Origin of the sequence: Yoonia vestfoldensis, from assembly GCF_002158905.1 — a bacterium.
Lineage (GTDB): Bacteria > Pseudomonadota > Alphaproteobacteria > Rhodobacterales > Rhodobacteraceae > Yoonia > Yoonia vestfoldensis_B.
On record NZ_CP021431.1, the window covers coordinates 1462139 to 1477607 of the forward strand.

Annotated in this window: 16 protein-coding genes; 10 read left to right on the top strand and 6 right to left on the bottom strand. The window is 61.0% G+C overall.

Annotated features, from left to right (window positions below):
- The first annotated feature begins 117 nt into the window (after nucleotides 1–117).
- The 5 genes from rplM to LOKVESSMR4R_RS07215 all read left to right on the top strand — a co-directional run bounded on the left by rplM (nucleotide 118) and on the right by LOKVESSMR4R_RS07215 (nucleotide 3988).
- A complete protein-coding gene (gene rplM / locus LOKVESSMR4R_RS07195; RefSeq protein ID WP_007204844.1) occupies nucleotides 118–579 on the top strand; it encodes a 50S ribosomal protein L13 in 462 nt (153 codons plus the stop codon).
- Entirely contained in the window at nucleotides 579–1070 is a 492-nt protein-coding gene (rpsI, locus tag LOKVESSMR4R_RS07200; RefSeq protein ID WP_087207041.1) for a 30S ribosomal protein S9, read from the top strand. The genes rplM and rpsI overlap by 1 nt, the downstream gene beginning before the upstream one ends.
- Before the next feature lie 166 nt (nucleotides 1071–1236).
- Complete coding sequence (locus LOKVESSMR4R_RS07205) at nucleotides 1237–2109, top strand: ABC transporter permease (RefSeq protein ID WP_087207043.1); 873 nt, start codon at nucleotides 1237–1239, stop codon at nucleotides 2107–2109.
- On the top strand, nucleotides 2106–2906 hold the full coding sequence (locus LOKVESSMR4R_RS07210) for an ABC transporter permease (protein WP_087207045.1): 801 nt from the start codon (nucleotides 2106–2108) through the stop codon (nucleotides 2904–2906). Before LOKVESSMR4R_RS07205 ends, LOKVESSMR4R_RS07210 begins: the two co-directional genes overlap by 4 nt.
- Nucleotides 2903–3988, top strand: a complete 1086-nt coding sequence (locus LOKVESSMR4R_RS07215) for an ABC transporter ATP-binding protein (RefSeq protein ID WP_087207047.1) — start codon at nucleotides 2903–2905, stop codon at nucleotides 3986–3988. Before LOKVESSMR4R_RS07210 ends, LOKVESSMR4R_RS07215 begins: the two co-directional genes overlap by 4 nt.
- Before the next feature lie 75 nt (nucleotides 3989–4063).
- Here LOKVESSMR4R_RS07215 and LOKVESSMR4R_RS07220 read toward each other — a convergent pair whose 3' ends face one another.
- The 5 genes from LOKVESSMR4R_RS07220 to LOKVESSMR4R_RS07240 form a co-directional block, all read right to left on the bottom strand.
- A complete protein-coding gene (locus LOKVESSMR4R_RS07220) occupies nucleotides 4064–4579 on the bottom strand; it encodes an acyloxyacyl hydrolase (protein WP_087207048.1) in 516 nt (171 codons plus the stop codon).
- 9 nt (nucleotides 4580–4588) lie between these two features.
- On the bottom strand, nucleotides 4589–5206 hold the full coding sequence (locus LOKVESSMR4R_RS07225; RefSeq protein ID WP_087207050.1) for a TetR/AcrR family transcriptional regulator: 618 nt from the start codon (nucleotides 5204–5206) through the stop codon (nucleotides 4589–4591).
- 165 nt (nucleotides 5207–5371) lie between these two features.
- Nucleotides 5372–6364 (bottom strand): alpha/beta fold hydrolase, encoded by a 993-nt coding sequence (locus tag LOKVESSMR4R_RS07230; protein ID WP_087207052.1) that lies wholly within the window; start codon nucleotides 6362–6364, stop codon nucleotides 5372–5374.
- Nucleotides 6354–7271, bottom strand: a complete 918-nt coding sequence (gene metA / locus LOKVESSMR4R_RS07235; RefSeq protein WP_087207054.1) for a homoserine O-acetyltransferase MetA — start codon at nucleotides 7269–7271, stop codon at nucleotides 6354–6356. Before metA ends, LOKVESSMR4R_RS07230 begins: the two co-directional genes overlap by 11 nt.
- Nucleotides 7272–7307: 36 nt before the next feature.
- Complete coding sequence (locus LOKVESSMR4R_RS07240; RefSeq protein WP_087207056.1) at nucleotides 7308–8171, bottom strand: ATPase; 864 nt, start codon at nucleotides 8169–8171, stop codon at nucleotides 7308–7310.
- A gap of 122 nt (nucleotides 8172–8293) precedes the next feature.
- Between LOKVESSMR4R_RS07240 and LOKVESSMR4R_RS07245 the strand changes: the two genes are divergently transcribed.
- On the top strand, nucleotides 8294–8641 hold the full coding sequence (locus LOKVESSMR4R_RS07245) for a rhodanese-like domain-containing protein (RefSeq protein ID WP_087207058.1): 348 nt from the start codon (nucleotides 8294–8296) through the stop codon (nucleotides 8639–8641).
- Nucleotides 8642–8736: 95 nt separating this feature from the next.
- Here the strand turns inward: LOKVESSMR4R_RS07245 and mnmA are convergent, their stop codons facing one another.
- The gene (mnmA, locus tag LOKVESSMR4R_RS07250) at nucleotides 8737–9876 is read right to left on the bottom strand and encodes a tRNA 2-thiouridine(34) synthase MnmA (RefSeq protein ID WP_087207060.1); all 1140 of its coding nucleotides are present in this window, start codon (nucleotides 9874–9876) and stop codon (nucleotides 8737–8739) included.
- 129 nt (nucleotides 9877–10005) lie between these two features.
- Here mnmA and LOKVESSMR4R_RS07255 point away from each other — a divergent pair, with 129 nt between their 5' ends.
- From LOKVESSMR4R_RS07255 to recG, 4 genes are all read left to right on the top strand, one after another.
- Entirely contained in the window at nucleotides 10006–10284 is a 279-nt protein-coding gene (locus LOKVESSMR4R_RS07255; protein WP_087207062.1) for a DUF1153 domain-containing protein, read from the top strand.
- 87 nt (nucleotides 10285–10371) lie between these two features.
- On the top strand, nucleotides 10372–11085 hold the full coding sequence (gene ctrA / locus LOKVESSMR4R_RS07260; protein ID WP_087207064.1) for a response regulator transcription factor CtrA: 714 nt from the start codon (nucleotides 10372–10374) through the stop codon (nucleotides 11083–11085).
- An 82-nt stretch (nucleotides 11086–11167) separates the two neighbouring features.
- Nucleotides 11168–13336, top strand: coding sequence for an NAD-dependent DNA ligase LigA (gene ligA / locus LOKVESSMR4R_RS07265; protein WP_237331927.1), 2169 nt, complete (start codon nucleotides 11168–11170; stop codon nucleotides 13334–13336).
- Complete coding sequence (gene recG / locus LOKVESSMR4R_RS07270) at nucleotides 13333–15423, top strand: ATP-dependent DNA helicase RecG (RefSeq protein ID WP_087207066.1); 2091 nt, start codon at nucleotides 13333–13335, stop codon at nucleotides 15421–15423. The genes ligA and recG overlap by 4 nt, the downstream gene beginning before the upstream one ends.
- The last annotated feature ends 46 nt before the right edge of the window (nucleotides 15424–15469 follow it).

Sequence of the window (15469 nt, forward strand, 5' to 3'; positions counted from 1 at the left end):
CATTGTTTTTGCAGTGTTATTTCGGAAAGAGGCCGCTTGACGCGGGTGATGCGGCGCTTATAAGCCACCCATCCGAATGACCGTGGCCTTGGGCCACCACAAACCTTCTGGTGAGATATGAAAACCTTTACCGCTACCCCGGCGGATATCGACAAGAAATGGATCCTGATCGACGCTGAAGGCGTTGTTCTGGGCCGTCTTGCCTCGATCATCGCCATGCGCTTGCGCGGCAAGCACAAGCCTTCTTTCACACCGCACATGGATATGGGCGACAATGTGATCGTGATCAATGCCGAGAAAATCCAGATGACCGGTAACAAGCGTGACGAGCGTTATTACTGGCACACGGGCCACCCCGGCGGGATCAAATCCAAGACCAAGGCAGAGATCCTCGAAGGCAAGCACCCAGAGCGTGTCATCGAAAAAGCCGTCCAGCGCATGCTGCCCGGCGGCAAGCTGTCGCGCCAGCAAATGACCCATCTGCGCATCTTCGCAGGTGCGGAACATGGCATGGAAGCCCAGAAGCCCGAAGTTCTGGATGTCAAATCCATGAACCCGAAGAACACGAGGACCGCATAATGGCCGATCAAGTCAATTCGCTCGAAGAGCTGGGGCAGGTCGCAGAAGGCGTAGAGGCTGTTGCAGCCCCCGTTGCCGCCCCCCGTGAACCCGTGCGCGATGCGCTGGGTCGGTCCTATGCCACCGGCAAGCGTAAAGATGCGGTCGCCCGCGTCTGGATTCGCCCCGGTTCCGGCAAGGTCACCGTCAACGGCAAGGAAATGAAGACCTATTTCGCACGCCCCGTGTTGCAGATGATCCTCGCCCAGCCGTTTTCCATTGCCGGCGTTGCCGGTCAGTTCGACGTGGTCGCAACTGTCAAAGGTGGCGGTCTGTCCGGTCAGGCCGGTGCGGTCAAGCATGGCGTGTCCAAAGCGTTGCAGCTTTATGATCCCAGCCTGCGCCCCGCGCTGAAAGCTGCCGGTTTCCTGACCCGCGACAGCCGCGTCGTGGAACGCAAGAAATACGGCAAGGCCAAGGCGCGCAAGAGCTTCCAGTTCTCCAAGCGCTAAGCTTTTCACATCCTGCAAAAGGCCCGCAATCTGCGGGCCTTTTTTGCTGTCAGGGCCCGGCGCAAACCGGCTGAAAAAGCGGCGAATGGTAAAATTTCCGACACCGATCGGGCCGTTGACGCGAGTTTCATATTGATCTTTCCCGCATGACAATGAAGATCGCGTCATGTTCAAGAAACTGACATCCAATGAGGGCGCGCGCGGGCTGTTACTGATCAGCCCGCCGTTTTTCTATGCGCTGCTGTTGATGGCCTTTCCCTTGGGGGCGATCATCCTGTTCAGTTTCTGGACGCAGAATTTCATGGATGTCGATACGACATTCACCCTGAACAATTACCGCCAGATCATCGAGCAGCCGATCTATGGCGCGCTGTTGCAGCGCTCGCTTTATGTCTCGGCGGTGGTGACGGCGGTGACGGTGCTGCTGGCCTTTCCGATTGCCTATTTCGTGTCTTTCCATGTGCGCCCTGACCGCAAATCCTTGTGGCTGTTCCTGATCACGATCCCGTTCTGGACCTCCTATCTGATCCGGGTTTTCCTGTGGAAAGTGATCCTTGGCTATAACGGGGTGATCAATACGGGGCTTTTGAACATCGGTCTGATCGATGAGCCGCTGACCTTTATCCTTTATAACGTCAATGCGGTGATCATCACGCTGGCCCATGCTTTCGCGCCGTTTGCGATCCTGCCGATTTTCGTGGCCTTGGAAAAGATCGACCGGTCCTTGCTGGAAGCCTCGCGCGATCTGGGCGAAAACAAGGTGATGACATTTTTCCGCGTGACCTTGCCATTGGCGATGCCGGGGGTGGTGGCGGCGGTCTTGATCGTGTTCATCCCGACGATTGGCGATTATGTCACGCCGGAATTGATGGGCGGGGCCGGGGGCAAGCTGATTGCCAATATGATCCAGACGCAGTTTCTGGCGCTGAACAACGCGCCTTTGGGGGCGGCGCTGGCGGTGGTGGCGATGCTGTCGGTCACAGCGATCAGCCTGATCTTCGTGTTGCTGAACCGGCGCTGGCTGCGGGGCCGGTCATGAGCCTGCGCATCTATGCCATCGCCTATCTGATCTTTCTTTATGCGCCGATCGTGCTGTTGCCGATCTTTGCCTTCAATGATGCGACGATCATCGCCTTTCCGCTATCGGGTTTTACCACCGATTGGTTCGGCGCGCTGATCACCAACCGGTCTTTGCATACGGCGGTGCAGAATTCGCTGTTCATCGCGGTGATGACGGCGATCCTGTCCACCTTGCTGGGAATATGTGCCGCAAGGGCAGGGGCGATGTATCGCTTTCCGGTCAAGGCGGGGATCATGGGCTTTATCATGCTGCCGCTGGTGCTGCCGGAAATCATCGTCGCGGTGTCCTTGCTGGTCGTGGTGGTGCAGATTTTCGACATGGGCCTGTCAAACTGGACCATCATCGCCGCCCATGTGCTGATCTGCACGCCATTCTGCATCGCTATCCTGAACGGCGCGTTCCAGAACCTTGATCCCAGCATGGAAGAGGCGGCGATGGACCTTGGCGAAAGCCGGTTTTCGGCTTTCCGGCTGGTGACGCTGCCCTTGGTGATGCCGGGGGTGATTTCGAGCATGTTGATCGCTTTCACCATTTCGCTGGATGAATTCATCATCGCCTTCTTTCTGTCCGGCACCAGCCCGACAATGCCGGTCTATATCTGGGGGCTGATGCGCTTTCCCGCCAGCCTGCCGGTCGTCATGGCGCTGGGGACGATTCTGGTCGCGCTGTCGATCATCCTGTTGACCATTGCAGAGCTTTTGCGCCGCCGCGGCATGGCCCGCGCGGGCGTGAAAGACAAAGGGGGCTTTCTTTGACAGCTTTGATCACGCTCAAGGGCGTCAATAAATATTACGGCGATTATCATGCTTTGCGTGACATCGACCTGACGATCAACGCGGGCGAGTTTTTCTCGCTTCTTGGCCCCTCGGGCTGTGGCAAGACCACCTTGCTGCGCACCATCGCGGGGCTGGAGGAGGTGTCGGACGGCGTCGTCATGATCGGCGGCAAGGATATGCGCGGTGTGTCCGCCAATCTGCGCCCGACCAATATGGTGTTCCAATCCTATGCGATCTTTCCGCATCTGAGCGTGGCGGACAACGTGGCCTTTGGCCTGCGCAAACGGGCGGATCTGTCCAAGGACGACAAGGCCAAAATGGTGGACGAGGCGCTGAATATGGTCGGCCTTGCGGGCTATGGCAAACGCGCGTCCCATGCCCTGTCGGGCGGGCAGCGCCAGCGGGTCGCGCTTGCGCGCGCGCTGATCCTGAAACCCAAGGTTTTGTTGCTGGATGAGCCGTTGTCCGCGCTGGATAAAAAGATGCGCGAACAGATGCAGGTCGAGCTGATCCGCCTGCAACGCCATGTCGGGATCACCTTTATTCTGGTCACCCATGATCAGGAAGAAGCGCTGGTCATGTCCGACCGCATCGCCGTGATGTTCGAAGGCGAAATCGGGCAATTGGCAGACCCCGAAACGCTGTACCGTCGCCCCAATTCGCGCCGCGTGGCGGAATTCATCGGCAAGATGAATTTCCTGCGCGCCGATGTGCTGGAGATCGGTGATACGCTGGAGGTGGATGTCGCAGGTCTTGGGCGTGTCACGGTCAATGCCGAACAGGCACCCATGGCGCTGCACAAAGGGGCCGCCGTGGCCGGGGTGCGCCCCGAGACGCTCGCGATCCTGTTCGAGGGGGAAACCACCCAGCGCAAGCTGATCGACGGCGTGGTGGATGAGGTCGTTTATTACGGCGATATGACCTATTACGATGTGCGCATCGCGGGGGTGGACCAGCCTTTGAATATCGCGATGAAAAACCTGATCGGCCGGCCGGTGCTGGAGGTGGGCACGCAGACGCAGGTCGTCTGGGACGAACGGTCGCTGGTTATTCTGGCGTAGGGTGGACTGACGTCCACCTTACTTTTCCGGCTGCGCCGGCGCTCCGCGGGGGATATTTAGGCTCGGAAGATGGGATCAGTCGAGCACCATGGCAAAGCGCAGCCCCAGCGTTTCCAGCCCCGGATTAAGATCTTTCAGATCCCCGTTGGACCGGTGATCCGCCAGCAGGCTGAGTGTGGCGCCATTGTCAAAGGCATAGCCGATCCCCAGCGCGCTGCGAAATTCCAGGGGCAGCCCCAGATCCGGCCCGTCGCCCTGGGCGTAAAGGCCGGGCATGAAAGAAGCCTCGACAAAGAATGGCCCGGCGATGACATCTTGCGTGGTCCATTTCGCGCCCGCCCCGACCCAAAGGCTACCGTCGCCCGTGGCGCTGGCCCCGATCACCGGCTGGAACACGCCGTAGCGGCGCGCCAGATCATAGGAGAAATAGATTTCCTGGCTGATGCTGTCGTCCTGAAAGATCACATCGCTGATCTGCAAAGCCGCCCGCGCGGGCGCATCTTGCCGCTGATAACAGCCCGTGGGGCATGTATTCAGATAGGTATCGGTCAGCCCGGTGATGAAGAAGATAAGTGCGAAAGTGCCATCCATGAGGGGATCCTATTGATCGGGGTCAAGCAGGCCAAGCCCGCGCAGATAGATGCCAATGCCGGTTTCCAGCAGGTCATCGGGGGGAAAGGGGCTGGTGCGTCCGGGATTGCCGCGCGCGAATAATTCCACCACCCCATGCGACATCGCCCAGATATGCGCGCTGAACATCTGCGCGGGCGGGCGTTTTTCCGCCGGGATATGCTGGCTAAGGGCGCTGGCGGCTTTTTCCAGCACGCCCATCGCGCGGGTCGCCACGGCATGCAGATCGGGCGAATGGTTGATCGAGACGCCGGATTCGAACATCGCGATATAATGCCCCGGATAGCGCCGCGCAAAGGCCAGATAGGCCCGCCCCGTCGCGCCGAAAGCCGCCAGCGCCGAGGGTTGCCCATCTGCAAAAGCATGGTCCATCAGATCGGCAAAGATGCCATAGCCTTCCTGGGCCGCCGCGGCGATCAGATCCTCGCGCCCCGCGAAATGCCGATAGACTGCGGCCGGGGTGACGCCTGCTTCGCGCGCGGCCTCTGAAAGGGTGAAACCGGTGGGCCCGCGCATTTCGATCAGCCGCAAACAGGCCTCGATCAAGGCGGCGCGCAGATTGCCGTGGTGATAGCCGCGTTTGGTCATGCCGGGGGGTGCGCCCTTTGGCTGTTGCCGCCTTGGGGGCGATCATCGCGCAGGCAGGTCTGCTGCGGTGCCTTTGGTGTGTAAGGGCGGCTGGGTGTGCCGTCGCATGGCGGTTTCATGAAACTCTCTTCAGCTTTGCCGCCTCACTATGAGGGGGCGGGCGGTCTAGCGCAATCCGGCGCGGGCGGCAGCGCGGTCGATGGCGGCAATGGCGGCGGCGGGGCTTGCGTGATGCGGCTGGTGGCCGATTCCCTCTAGCCGGACCAGATTGGCGGTGGGGGCGATCTTGATCAGCTCTTCGGCATGGACCTGGATCGGCACGCTGGTGTCGGCGGTGCCGTGAATGATCTCTATCGGGAGCGTCAGCTGGGGGTAAAGTTCTGCCATTTCAACGATAAAGGGCCGCAGCCTGTTGACCTGGCGCACATTGGCGCGGAAAGTCGCGGGGCGCAAAGCCAGCTCGCCGCCCAGATAGCGGATATAGCCAGCGGGGGGCGTTTGGGGGTCAAAGGTCACGGCCACGACATTATCCACGGTGCTTTGCGGCACAAAGGCGCTGATCAGCGGGATCACCAGCGCGCCGCCCAAGGCGCTGCCGTTCACCGCGTAATAGCTGCCCAGATCCCCCGGCCACGGCATCGCCACACCCGCAAAGGACACGACAGCGGATGCATTGGTCGGATCCGCGCGCCCCAGACCGGTGGTGGCCCAGGCCAAGGCGACGATGCCGCCATAGCTATGCCCCACCACGATCGGGGCGCGAATGTCGAGCGCGCGCGCCGCCGCGCGTAACATGGCGACCTGATCGGCGGGGCTGGCGCCTTGGGTCGCGAATGGCCCTGTCGCCACGCCGGGCACCCGGTCGCTATGGCCAAGGCCGGGCCGGTCAAAGGCGGTCACCCGGTAGCGCGTGGACAGCTGGTCCATCAGCGCAAAGGTGTAATCGCGCAGATTGCCGCCCGCGCCATGCAGCAAGATCACATCCGGCCCTTGGCCTGCCTGCACATAATGCACCCGCCCGCCTGTGACCGTGACGAAATCGCCCAGAGGCGGAAAGGACGCCGTGATCTGGGCGGCCCGCCACGCCGCAAGGCCGCTGGTCAGCACCGCCCCAAGGCCCAGCGCGATGGCGGCGATGATGATCGCTTTAAGTGCCAATTTTGTTCAGGTCGAAATAGGTGGTCTGATAGATCTCGTTGATCCAATTGCCGTAAAGCAGATGCGCATGGCTGCGCCAGCGGTTTTGCGGTGCCTGCGTCGGATCATCACCCGGATAGTAATTGGCCGGGATATTGATCGGCGTGCCATTGGCGATGTCGCGGTCATATTCCTGTTTCAGCGTGCCGGTGTCATATTCGAAATGGTTGAAGATATAAAGCGCGCGGTGGCCTTGATCCTCGACCAATGCGGGGCCGGCCTCGGGGCTGGTGATCAGCGTTTTCAGCCCCGGCACGGCGTCGATTTCGGCCTGGCGCATTTCGGTCCAGCGGCTGACGGGGATCACGCAATCATCCGAAAAGCCGCGCAGATAGGGCGAATTGGCGGCTGTGTTCTGATGCCGCAGGCAGCCGAACAGCTTTTGATCCAGCAGGTGTTTTTCGACACCGTGGAAATAATTGATCATCGCCATCCCGCCCCAGCAGACGCCAAAGGTGGAATGCACATGGGTCTGGGTCCAGTCAAAGACCTGTGTCAGCTCGTCCCAATAGGTGACATCGTGAAATGGCAGATGTTCGATCGGCGCGCCGGTGATGATCAGCCCGTCGAATTTTTCATCGCGCATTTCGGAAAAGGGTTTGTAGAATTCTTCCATATGTTCGGCGGCGGTATTGCGGGTCTGGTGTTCGCTCATCCGGATCAATGAAAACTCGATCTGCAAGGGCGTCGCCCCGATCAGCCGGGCAAATTGGTTTTCGGTCTGGATCTTTTTGGGCATCAGGTTCAGCAGCGCGATCCGCAAGGGGCGGATGTCCTGCCGTGCGGCGGTGACCTCGTCCAGCACCATGACGCCTTCCTTGGACAGGACATCATAGGCGGGCAGGGCGGCGGGCAATTTGATCGGCATGAATGATATCCTTCGCGAAAGGCGCAGATAGGCCTGTCAGCCCCGCTTCTCAAGGGCCTGGGCGATCATCTCGACAAAGCCTTCGGCATCGCGCACCTGTGCCACATCATCCTGCGCTACGGTGATCCCCCAGCGATCCGCCATCGCCTTGTAGCGGGGCTGGCGATGCGCCAAAGCCTTGGCAAAGGCCCAGCGGATGAAATCATCGGGGTCCACCTGGTCCGGCGCTGCGTTGAATTCCGCCAGATAGGCCTGCCATGTCGCGAGCAGAAAGACCGGATCATAGGACATCGGTTTGGGTTCGCGGTCAAAGCGGCGGATCAATTCGGCGGTATGCGCCTCGGTGCCTTCGATCCAGACCATCAGCGTCTTGGAGGCCAGATCGGTCATGATCGGATCATCGGGGTTGGTCACATCGACCCATTCGCAGATCGACCCGCCGGTATCGCAGACGAAATGCGGATATTGATAAAGCTCATGCGAACGGGTGATGAAATGGCCGGTATCATGCAGCGCCGCCACCTCGGCGCGCTGGAACTGGTCTTGCCTGCGGGTATATTCATCCCAAGGCAGCCCGCCCTTGGCCGGATCACCCGGTTTGCCCAGATAAGACGACATCGGCCGCAGGTCGTTGAAGGAAATATTGGACCCGATATAGATCGAATCGCTGCGCAAAAGGTCGCGCAGAAAGGGCACTTTCATCGCCTCGCGCTTGGCATTATCGGCGATATATTCGCCCATATAGCGGGTGCCGATCCGGTAATCGATGGAATAATGGAACCATTCACCGGTCTGGCGCAGCATGCTGGACAGATAGGTCTTGCCCAGCCCCGACATTGCGAAGAACAGCACACGTTTTTGCGGCGCGGCGCGCCATTGGGGGGCGGATGTATAGATCATCCCCCTTGGGTAATGCTGGCGGCGCTGATCTGCCAGCGGTTTTTGCGGCTTGGTGATAATGTCACTGATCCGCGCTGCGGTGCGCGCTATGGCTGGCGCAGCAATATAAAGGATGCAAGCAGATGCAATATACCAGCAAATTCCAGGCGATGGCCGATGCCGCGCGCGCGCAGATCGACGAAGTGCCCGCAAGCGCGGTTGATCAGATGATCGCGGCGGGGGCGGTTGCGCTGGATATCCGCGACAGCGAGGAACATGCCGCCGATCATATCGCCGGATCGCTGCATCTGAGCCGTGGCAAGCTGGAGATGAATATCGAATCCCTGCTGCCCGATCCCGAGACCACGATCCTATGCTATTGCAACGCCAATAACCGTGGCGCGCTATCGGCGGCCAGTCTTAAGGCGATGGGCTATAAGAATGCCAAATTCATCGCGGGCGGATTGAAAGCCTATCGCGGCAAGGCATAAACGCCGGGCTTTTCAGGGGCGCTGCCCCTCGCCCCGGATCAGATCCGGGGCTCACCCCGGAGTATTTTTGGAAAAAAGAAGGTGGGGGGCGATTTTCAGGCGCCCCGCCAGATCCAACCGCCGCCCAGCACCCGCGTGCTGTCAGTGTCATAGAAAACGCAGGCCTGCCCCGGCGAGACGCCCTGTTCGGCGACCAGCAATTCAACCTCGGCCTCGGTGTCGGAGATCGGGCGCAGGATCGCGTCAGTCGGAGGACGGGTCGAGCGGACACGCACCGCGATCTGGCGTTCGGCCATATCGGTCAGGCGGCCACCGCCGATCCAGTTGATTTCGCGCAAGGGCACGCGGCGGGTGGCGAGCATATCCTTGGGCCCGACGATGACCTGTTTTTTATCTACATCCAGCCGTACGACATAAAGCGGATAGGCCAGACCGCCGATGCCCAGCCCGCGCCGCTGGCCCACGGTGTAATGGATCACACCGTTGTGCTGGCCCAGAACCTGGCCGTTGATATCGACGATCTCGCCGGGGCTGGCGGCACCGGGGCGCAGTTTTTCGATCACGGCGGCATAATCGCCATTGGGGACAAAGCAGATATCTTGGCTGTCGGGCTTATCCGCCACGCTCAGCCCGTATTTGGCGGCCAAAGCGCGGGTTTCATCCTTGCTTTGGTGATGGCCCAGCGGGAAGCGCAGGTAATCTAGCTGGTCCTGCGTGGTCGAGAACAGGAAATAGCTTTGATCCTTGGCCGCATCGGCAGCGCTGTGCAATTCCGCACCCTGCGCGCCCATCTTGCGCTGGATGTAATGGCCCGTCGCCATGCAATCGGCGTCCAGATCGCGGGCGGTTTGCAGCAGATCCTTGAATTTCACCCGTTCATTGCAGCGGATACAGGGCACAGGGGTCGCCCCGCCCAGATAGCTGTCGGCGAATTCATCCATCACCGCTTCGCGGAAGGTGTTTTCGTAATCCAGCACATAATGTGGAAAGCCCATATCCTCGGCCACGCGGCGCGCGTCATGGATATCGCGCCCTGCACAGCAAGCGCCTTTTTTCGCCAGCGCCGCCCCGTGGTCATAAAGCTGCAAGGTCACGCCGACCACGTCATAGCCTTCTTCGGCCAGCTTGGCCGCAACGACAGAGGAATCCACACCGCCCGACATGGCAACAACCACGCGGGTATCGGCGGGCGACTTGGCAAAACCAAGCGAGTTAAGCGGCGTGTCAAGGGGCATGGCGGGTCCGTCGCGGCAGGAACAGGTCGAAATATAGGAAAATGCTATGCATTCTCAAGGTGCGGTTACACCTCTCGTTAAGTCTGGGTTGGCATAGCATCTGCGGGAGTTTCCTGAAAGGGGTGCCAGATGTATTTGCGAAAAATCGAAGGGCGACGTGCTGTCACCCTGCCGGACGGAACAACGATGACCAGGGCCGATCTGCCCGACAAGACCACCAGCCGCTGGGTGGCGTCGCGCAAGGCCGCGGTGGTGCGCGCGGTCACCTATGGGTTGATCACCCGCGCCGAAGCCTTGGAAACCTATGATCTATCCGAAGAGGAAATGACCGCCTGGGAAGACGCTGTCAGCGCCCATGGCGAAGCGGCGCTGAAAACCACCGCCTTGCAGCGGTATAGACAGCCCTAGGGCGAGTTCGTAAAGTAAATACCAGTAACGCGTAATTAACCTTTTTTCGCCAAAGGTGAAATGTGCTTGTAAGTGTGGAGAACCCCTATGCGCGTCTTGCTGATTGAAGATGACCCGACAACGGCGAAAAGCATCGAATTGATGCTGACTCATGCGAATTTGAATGTTTATACGACGGATCTTGGCGAGGAAGGGATCGATCTGGCGAAGTTATATGATTACGATCTGATCCTGCTGGATCTGAACCTGCCGGATATGAACGGGCATGAGGTGTTGCGCCAATTGCGCCTAAGCCGGATTGACACGCCGATCCTGATTCTGACCGGTGATGACGGCACCGAAAGCAAGCTGAAAAGTTTCGGCTTTGGCGCGGATGATTACCTGACCAAACCGTTCCACCGCGAAGAATTGGTCGCGCGGATCCATGCCATCATCCGCCGGTCAAAAGGCCATGCGCAATCCATCATCCGCACCGGCCAGATCGCCGTGAACCTGGATGCCAAGACCGTCGAAGTGGCCGGACAGACCGTGCATCTGACCGGCAAGGAATATCAGATGCTGGAACTATTGTCGCTGCGCAAGGGGACGACGCTGACCAAGGAAATGTTTCTGAACCATCTTTATGGCGGCATGGATGAACCCGAGCTGAAGATCATCGATGTCTTCATCTGCAAATTGCGCAAGAAATTATCCGAGGCTGGCGATGGTGAAAACAATATCGAAACCGTCTGGGGGCGTGGTTATGTGCTGCGTGATCCCGAAACGGTGAAACCGGCGGCCAAACTGGCCATCGGCGCATAGATCCCACACCCGCCCTGGCCCCGGTCCGGTTTGCCGGCTGGACCTTGGCCTTTGGCCTGCGTAACACTATCTGGCGCGCAGCATGGCGCGTGTGAAGTGGGGGCAGGCGGTGAGCCGGGCAAGACAGGATCATGACACTGCAACCATCGCGGTTGCAGATTTGGGCCGGGCAGAGGCGCTGGTCGAATTGGCACGGCTGTCGGATATCCTGGGGCAGGCCAATATCGCCTATCACCGCGATGATGCGCCCCAGATCAGCGATGCCGCTTATGATACGCTCAAACAGCGCAATGCCGCGATCGAGGCGCGGTTTCCCGATCTCAAACGTGCCGATAGCGCCAGCGACCAGATCGGCGCGCCAATGGCCGAAGGATTTGGCAAGGTCCAGCATGTGCAGCGGATGCTGTCGCTGGGCAATGCGTTCAGCGATGCCGATGTCGTCGATTTCGACGCGCGGATCCGCAAATACCTTGGGCTGGGTGCGGATCAGCCTTTGCGCTATACCGCCGAGCCCAAGATCGACGGGCTGTCCTTGTCGCTGCGCTATGAAGACGGGGTCTTGGTGCAGGCCGCAACGCGCGGCGACGGGGCGGTGGGCGAAAATGTCACCGCCAATGCCCGCACTATCGCCGATATCCCCCAGCATCTGACCGGCGCGCCCGCCGTGCTGGAGGTCCGCGGCGAGGTTTACATGAGCCATGATGATTTCGCGGCGCTGAATGCGCGGCAGGCGGACAAAGGTGCCAAGACCTTTGCCAATCCGCGCAATGCCGCCGCCGGATCCTTGCGCCAGCTGGACGCCAGCATCACCGCCGCGCGGCCGCTGCGCTTTTTCGCCTATGCCTGGGGCGCGCTGTCGGCGCCTTTGGCCGCCACCCAATCGGGGGCGATTGCACGGCTGGCGGATCTGGGCTTTGCGACCAATCCGCTGACCGCGACCTGCGACAGCCCCGATGATCTGATCGCGATCTATGCCCAGATCGAGGCGCGGCGCGCCAGTCTGGGCTATGATATCGACGGCGTGGTTTACAAGGTCGATGATCTTGCGCTGCAACAGCGGCTGGGGTTCCGGTCCACGACGCCGCGTTGGGCCATCGCGCATAAATTCCCCGCTGAACTGGCCTGGACCCGGCTGGATGCGATTGACATCCAGGTCGGGCGCACGGGTGCGCTGTCGCCGGTCGCGCGGCTGGTGCCGGTCACGGTGGGCGGGGTCGTGGTGTCCAATGCGACCCTGCATAACGAGGATTATATCGCCGGGCGCGGTGGCGATGGTGCGCCGATCCGCGATGGCCGCGATATCCGCGTGGGTGATCTGGTCCAGGTGTACCGCGCCGGGGACGTGATCCCCAAGATCAAGGATGTCGATCTGGCGCGCCGCCCCGCCAGCGCCAGCCCCTATGACTTTCCGCAGATCTGCCCCGAATGCGGATCACCCGCGATCCGCGATGCGGGCGATGCGGTCCGCCGGTGTAGCGGCGGGTTGATCTGTCCCGCGCAAGCCGTTGAAAGGCTGAAACATTTCGTGTCTCGGGCGGCTTTTGATATCGAAGGGCTGGGCGCCAAACAGGTCGAACAATTTTACGCCGATGGCTGGATCACGACGCCGGTCGATATCTTTACCCTGCGCGCGCGTTACGGGCAGGGGTTGCAGCAGCTGAAAAACCGCGAAGGCTGGGGCGCGAAAAGCGCCGATAACCTCTTTGCCGCCATTGATGACAAACGCGCCATCGGGTTGCACCGGCTGATCTATGCGCTGGGGATCCGCCATGTCGGCGAAAGCTCGGCCGCGCTTTTGGCCAGCCATTACGGGTCTTGGGCCGCTTTCGCCGCCGCCATGCAGGATGCGCAGGTCGGCCAAGGCCCCGCATGGGACGCATTGATCAGCATTGATGGCGTCGGTGCCGTGATGGCCAGATCGCTGATCACGACGCTGCAAAACCCGTCGGAATCGGCCTCTATCGCGGCTTTGGTGGCCCAGCTGGACGTGCAGGACGCGCCCAAGATCGCCAGCGACAGCCCGGTGTCGGGCCTGACCATCGTTTTCACCGGCACGCTGGAAAAGATGACACGCGCAGAGGCCAAGGCGCGTGCGGAATCGCTTGGCGCCAAGGTTGCGGGATCGGTCAGCGCCAAGACCGATATCCTGGTCGCGGGGCCGGGGGCCGGGTCCAAGGCCGCCAAGGCCGAGGCGCTTGGCATCCGCACCATGGACGAGGACGGCTGGCTTGCGCTGATCGGAAGCGCATGACCGGCCGGCCAGAGGCTCTTTTCCCGCTTTTCGGCACGCTGACGCGGCTGGACGGGGTCGGTGCCAAGACCGCGCAGGTGATGATTGATGCGGGTATCGCCAAACCCGCCGATCTGTTGCTGACCTTGCCGGTCTCTGGCGTGGACCGCCGCCGCCGCGGCTCTATTCGCGAGGTGATTGCGCCCTGTATCGTCACGGTCGAGGTGACAATCGGGGCGCATCTGCCGCCCAAGACCAAGGGCAAACCTTACCGTGTGACGGTCGAGGATGAGCAGACATCCTTTCAGTTGGTGTTCTTTCATGCGCGCGGCGATTACCTGCAAAAGCTGTTGCCGACAGGCCAGCGGCGGGTGGTATCCGGCAAGCTGGAACTTTTCGACGGGATCGCGCAGATCGTGCATCCCGATCACATGCTGCCCCCCGCCGAGGCAGAGACGATCCCCGCCTTTGAACCTGTCTATCCGCTGCATGCCGGCCTGACGCAAAAGACAATGTGGAAAGCGACACGCTCCGCCCTGGCGCTGCTGCCTGATCTGCCCGATTGGATTGATCCCGCGCAAAAGGCCCGCGAAGGCTGGCCCGATTGGGCGCAGGCGCTGCATCTGGCGCATAATCCGCAATCATCGGTCGATCTGTCGCCGCATCATCCGGCCCGCGCGCGGCTGGCCTATGATGAATTGATGGCGCATCAGATCACGCTGGCCTTGGCGCGGATCACGGCGCGGCGCGCCAAAGGGGTGGCTTCGGCCGGTGACGGGCATTTGCAGACCCGCGTGCTGGCCGATTTGCCCTATCGCCCGACAGGCGCGCAAACCCGTGCGATTGCCGAAATCGGCAGTGATCTGGCGGCGCCTTTGCGGATGAACCGGCTGTTGCAGGGCGATGTCGGGTCCGGCAAGACGCTGGTGGCGATGATGGCGCTGTGTCAGATCGTGGAATCGGGCGGGCAGGGCGTGATGATGGCCCCCACCGAAATCCTGGCGCGCCAGCATTATGCGGGGCTGGAACCTTTGGCCGCCGCCGCCGGTATAAGGCTAGAGGTGCTGACAGGCCGCGACAAGGGCCATGACCGCGCAACCAAACTGGCCGCGCTGGCGCAGGGCGAGATCCAGATCCTTGTCGGCACCCATGCGGTGTTTCAGAAAGATGTGCATTTTCACGATCTGCGGCTGGCGGTGATCGACGAACAACACCGGTTCGGCGTGGCGCAGCGCATGGAATTGGGGGCCAAGGGCCGCGCGGTTGATGTGCTGGTCATGACGGCCACGCCGATCCCGCGATCCTTGGCGCTGGCGCAATATGGCGACATGGATGTTTCGGTGCTGGATGAAAAACCGCCCGGACGCAAACCGGTGCAGACCGCGCTTGTCTCGGCCGCGCGGATGGATGAAATCGTCGCCAAATTGCGCGCCGCTGTCGCGGAAGGGCGGCAGGCCTATTGGGTCTGCCCCTTGGTCGAGGAAAGCGAGGTCGTGGAAATGACCGCCGCCGAAGACCGGTTCAAACGGCTGCGCGCGGCCTTGGGCGAGGGCGTCGTGGGGCTGGTCCATGGCCAGATGCCCGTCGCCGAAAAAGACGCGGCCATGGCGCGCTTTGTGAGCGGCGAAACCCGCGTGCTGGTGGCGACCACGGTGATCGAGGTGGGCGTGAACGTGCCCAATGCCTCGATCATGATGATCGAAGGCGCGGAAAGTTTCGGGCTCGCGCAGCTCCACCAGCTGCGCGGTCGCGTCGGGCGCGGGGCTGCGGCATCCACCTGTCTGCTGATCTATCAACCGCCATTATCGCAAAACGGCCGCAAGCGGCTGGAAATCCTGCGCGAGACCGAGGATGGGTTCCGCATTTCCGAAGAAGACCTGATGATGCGCGGCGCAGGCGATGTGATCGGCACCGCGCAATCGGGCCTGCCCCGGTTCCGCATCGCCGATCTGGAACGGCAGGCCGGGCTGATGGCGGTGGCGCAATCGGATGCGCGCAAGCTGTTGCATGACGATCCCGACCTGCAAATGCCGCGCGGGCAGGCGGCACGCAGCCTGCTATGGCTATTGGAACAGGATCGCGGGATCCGTTTGATTTCAATAGGTTAACCTGCGCGCCCATCCAGCGCTGCAAAATGTTCCCACAATGTTCTTA